5 protein-coding genes are annotated in these 4,345 nt (G+C 28.7%); 1 reads left to right on the plus strand and 4 read right to left on the minus strand.

Features of this window, described 5'->3' with window-relative positions:
* Window positions 1–129: 129 nt before the first annotated feature.
* The 3 genes from ABW636_RS22445 to ABW636_RS22455 all read right to left on the minus strand — a co-directional run bounded on the left by ABW636_RS22445 (window position 130) and on the right by ABW636_RS22455 (window position 3,016).
* The gene (locus ABW636_RS22445; protein ID WP_367592338.1) at window positions 130–1,170 is read right to left on the minus strand and encodes a transglutaminase domain-containing protein; all 1,041 of its coding nucleotides are present in this window, start codon (window positions 1,168–1,170) and stop codon (window positions 130–132) included.
* Between the two features lie 190 nt (window positions 1,171–1,360).
* Window positions 1,361–1,894, minus strand: coding sequence for a hypothetical protein (locus ABW636_RS22450; RefSeq protein WP_367592339.1), 534 nt, complete (start codon window positions 1,892–1,894; stop codon window positions 1,361–1,363).
* 90 nt (window positions 1,895–1,984) lie between these two features.
* Window positions 1,985–3,016 carry a hypothetical protein gene (locus tag ABW636_RS22455; protein ID WP_367592340.1) on the minus strand — a complete coding sequence of 344 codons (1,032 nt, stop codon included), beginning with the start codon at window positions 3,014–3,016 and terminating at the stop codon, window positions 1,985–1,987.
* 172 nt (window positions 3,017–3,188) lie between these two features.
* Between ABW636_RS22455 and tnpA the strand changes: the two genes are divergently transcribed.
* Window positions 3,189–3,593 carry an IS200/IS605 family transposase gene (tnpA, locus tag ABW636_RS22460; protein WP_367592341.1) on the plus strand — a complete coding sequence of 135 codons (405 nt, stop codon included), beginning with the start codon at window positions 3,189–3,191 and terminating at the stop codon, window positions 3,591–3,593.
* Window positions 3,594–3,658: 65 nt separating this feature from the next.
* Here tnpA and ABW636_RS22465 read toward each other — a convergent pair whose 3' ends face one another.
* On the minus strand, window positions 3,659–4,255 hold the full coding sequence (locus ABW636_RS22465; protein ID WP_367592342.1) for a hypothetical protein: 597 nt from the start codon (window positions 4,253–4,255) through the stop codon (window positions 3,659–3,661).
* Window positions 4,256–4,345 lie beyond the last annotated feature (90 nt).

The raw sequence follows: 4,345 nt of genomic DNA on the forward strand, positions 1-4,345 counted from the left end.
AAAAAATCAAAAATGATACAAATAGAATGGCTACAGTGGCTACTATTGCTTTTGCTTCCAATACAGTATGGAACGAATTTAAAAATATAGCGCTAAATCATATCCTTTTTAGAACTTAGCCAGATATTTTTATTCTCTTTCTAAAACCGAAATATATTTTGGTATTTCTTCGAGTACCTCTAATTTCATTTCAGTTAATTCATTATCATTAGGAGAGAATTCATTCAAAATCCTTTTTGCCTGATGGATTCCAGATAATGCCTTGTCTATTAAATCTTTAATCACGGCATCTGCAATTTTTGGTTTTCGATATTTATGATTCTTATGGTGGACATACTCATTATATTTTTTAATACCATAATTTAATGATTCTACGGCCAAATTGTATTTCATTTCTTCAATACTATTGTGTGAAAATCTATTCTTTGTTGTTGAAGTAATAATTCGCTCATAGGTGTTTTGTAACTGCTTCAGTTTCGCTAGTTTTTCATATGTCGCTATTGAATCAGTAATATTAAACTGTCCTTTTTTATTAAGTTTTCGAAAATCTTCATAAGCAAATTCTCTATCACTTATCGGGTTATCAATAAATTGCCAGGTATGATCAAAGGGCATATGAGATTTTATAAATTCTTTGGGAGGAATTAAAAAGTAGTCATCTCGAAACTCATGATTCCACCTGTCATTTATTGCATAACCTGCCGACCAGGTGATATCTATTAAGTAATAATTAGCACCAATTTTAACCGCATTCCAGGAATGACCATTATCTGGAATATCACCATTTGGAAATCTCGTATATCCCCTGATCAAATAATTTTTCACCCCGATTGATGTACTCATTGCCGAAAACAATTCTGAATAATGCTGGCAAAGCCCTTTTCTATTTCTTAATACATATCGTATTATTTCGTCTGAAGTACTGCGTATTTTTTTTACGTTTAATTTATGAATGTCATATTGAACATTATGCGCGATCCATACATATAATGCTCGTACTTTCTGCTCTGGCGTTACCAGATTTTTTGTTAAGTGATTCGCAATTTCCTGATATGTTTTAAGATGATCAGGAACTGATTTGGCATTTTGATCTATATAATTATATTGGGATTGTGCCTCAACCCTTCCAACTACCAGTATCAATACTATAAGTAATAATTTTTTTATCATACATTATTGTTTTTATATGTGCCCAACGAGTATTATGTGTGTCATAGAATGGTAAATTGTCCTTGACTTTTTATGCATTGGTTGCTAACTTTTTCTGACCGCAAGTATTGTGCCTTGTTAAAAAAATACAAAAAACATTTGATTTAGGGCTTCATTGTTATGAAATCGTACATAATGAGATGTATGGTTTTTATATTTCTCTGATAACTCTTCCATTTTTGAATTCAAATTCAAGTTTTATTTTTTGGTTACCTGATGTATTCAATCTTTTGATGGATTTTGCATCATCAATTCCATAGAACTTGTTCTCTATTTCAAACTCATACTCCGTTTTACCAATTTCACGTTCAAATATCCAATAACTCTTCAATATGGATATATAGGGTATTGCAATAACACTTTTTGAAGTTTCTCTAATATGAATTTCATCATCAATTTTCACTGAACTCTGATTAACTATTGCAAAAGAAATAGTAGTCAAAAAAGGAACCATCATGGGTAATAAACTCAGTCCGGTCATAGTAATCAAAATACCTCCATAAATTTTAGCCCACTTCTTTTTAACAAACTTAAAAACGATATAGAAAGTACTAATAAACCAAACCCAAAAGACAATTCGATCTGTTATATTTCCTTTGAAGGAAATATTAAATGTTAAATACAGAATGAAATCAATTAACATCAATGTTGTAATTCCAATGTATATTTTGATTTCTTTATTCATTCTTTAGAAGACTTGGTATTGCACATAACATTTAACATACATCATAGTATAGAAAATTTATGTTTTGTTATACATTGATAGCATCCGGTGTTATTTTTTTATGGTGTAATTAAACTTTGAATTTTGAATGTTTTTTTTAGTTTTCTCATAATTCAATGTATCATTCAACTCCTTGTAAATTAAGCTTTTTTGAATGCTAATATTGATATTGTTTGACGTCAAATCACTACTTTTAGAATATGTTTTTAATGCAGATTCTAAATTTCCTTTTAGATACTCTTTTGTTGCCTCTTTAAAAAAAGATTCATACGATTCGGTAATATCACTTTTTTTTGAACTAACTTCTATTTTCCCTTTTGTATTTTTTATATCTGGAAATACAATATAGTGAAATGAAATTTCTTTTAGAACTTTAACTTTCTTGCCATTTACAAATGGAGAAATCCACATTCCATTAGTTTTAGAAATTGCCTTTTTTAGATTTTTATCATATGTTTTGTTTATATGATGATGGATTTTTATATCACTTACTCTTCCATCCGGATTTATTACGAACGTCGAGTAAGATAAATATTCTTTTCCATCTGAATGCCCTTCTACAAATGGTTGAATAAAATCCTTTACATCGGTTTTTTCTTTGTTCTGGAATTTTGCATAAACTTTTTCATTTTCAAAATAGATATAATCCTCTCCTTTTTGAATTACATCATTTTTATCAAGAGTTAATTGATTTAAATAAGATTGCTCTCTTGTTAAAAATATTCTTGTAGAGTTAGGACCGATTTTATTGTTGTTAAATTCGATTAAAATCAATTGGGAACCGTTTATTTTTTCAATTTTAAATTTATTAAACAATACATCTATAACGTCATTTTGAATGGTGTATTTAATTACATTACCCTTTTCATTGTAAACAGACGAAATGTACATCTTATTAGAATTTTCAAAGGTATATTTAAGAAACTTCTGATCTCTTTTTTCAATAATCGGATTAGTTTTTCTGTCAAATGTTTCCATTTTAGTCTTAATCCAGGAGCCTAAAATTTTTCTGTTATTTTGACTAAATATTGATGTTGATATTAGTAGTGTACATATTAGTATAGTAATTACTTTTTTTTTCATTTTTTTGTTTACTGTACGTTATATTTTAATTCATTTTTTTTACAACTAACTTTAGTTGTGTTATCAGACAAAATATATAATTTATTTGCTTATAGAAAACCACCGTCTTTGAAGTTGGTCATGTTTTAAAGGCTTTGCCATTTTTTAGGTTTACCATCTAAAACTTTTTAAGATGAGTAAATATAGAAAATTAACACATGTCTATTACAAATGTGACTATCCCATTGTATTTACACCGAAGTATCGTTTTCAGATACTTGAAGGAATGATCAAATCATTGGTTGAGCACGATTTGCAAGTAATCAGTACTTGGAAGGATGTTCAAATAGTAGAAATGAATGTGCAAAAAGATCACATTCATTTGGTCTGCTCGATTCCACCAAAAGTATCTGTTTCAGAGTATATGGGTATTTTGAAAGGAAAAATTGCAATAAAGCTTTTCAAGACATACCCAAATTTGAAACAAAAGCCTTATTGGGGTAATCATTTTTGGTCAAGAGGTTATTTTGTTAGTACAGTTGGACTGGATGAAGATATGATTAAACGATACGTGAAATATCAGGAACATCATGAATGAGTGTTATGACCCTTTGGGTCTAATCTGAAAATCAAAGCCTCCGTTTTTAGCGGAGGTTTTTTACTTCAATACCCTTCAATTAACTTTTTAGGATAAATGTTCTCGATTTCTAGACGCTGCACTTTAGTTAGTTGGCTATACTCAATTCCATACTTTTTTAATGACAGTTGTTTGCGTAGCAAATCAATTTCGTTAAGTATTGTATTTTGAACATCTACATATACTTTATAAATAGTTTCTTTACTAGAAGTTAATGAGATTATCGAATTAGATTTACTTTTGAATACATATTCTCTAATTAATTCTCTCATTTTTAGAATAGATACGTTTTTGTTATCGACAAGGGTTTCATTTTTTTTAGTTACGTGAATTTTTATGGCATTATCTAAATCGAGTTTTTTAAACTTTTCTTTTTTCTGTTTAAGTTTTTGTGATAATTTACTTGTTGTGTTTGTTCCATCTAATAAAACAAAAGTTTTTATTTTATAATATTCTAGTTGAAAATCTTCAGCATCCAGAACTGATAAAATACCATTGGCAATTTTTGAAGGAAATATATCTCCAGATATTTTTATTGAATCAACAACATTTTGTAATCGGTAGACTTTGGATTGTAGATATTGTGGAGAATTAATTAATAGGGTTACCCATTTAGTTCGCAATGGTTTTTACTTGTTTGATAGTAACAGGCTGATGCATTACACATCGCTCTACTATTTTATCGAGTATTGATACTCTGTGATTTCTTCGGT

Origin of the sequence: Aquimarina discodermiae (genome assembly GCF_040786235.1) — a bacterium.
Classification (GTDB): domain Bacteria; phylum Bacteroidota; class Bacteroidia; order Flavobacteriales; family Flavobacteriaceae; genus Aquimarina.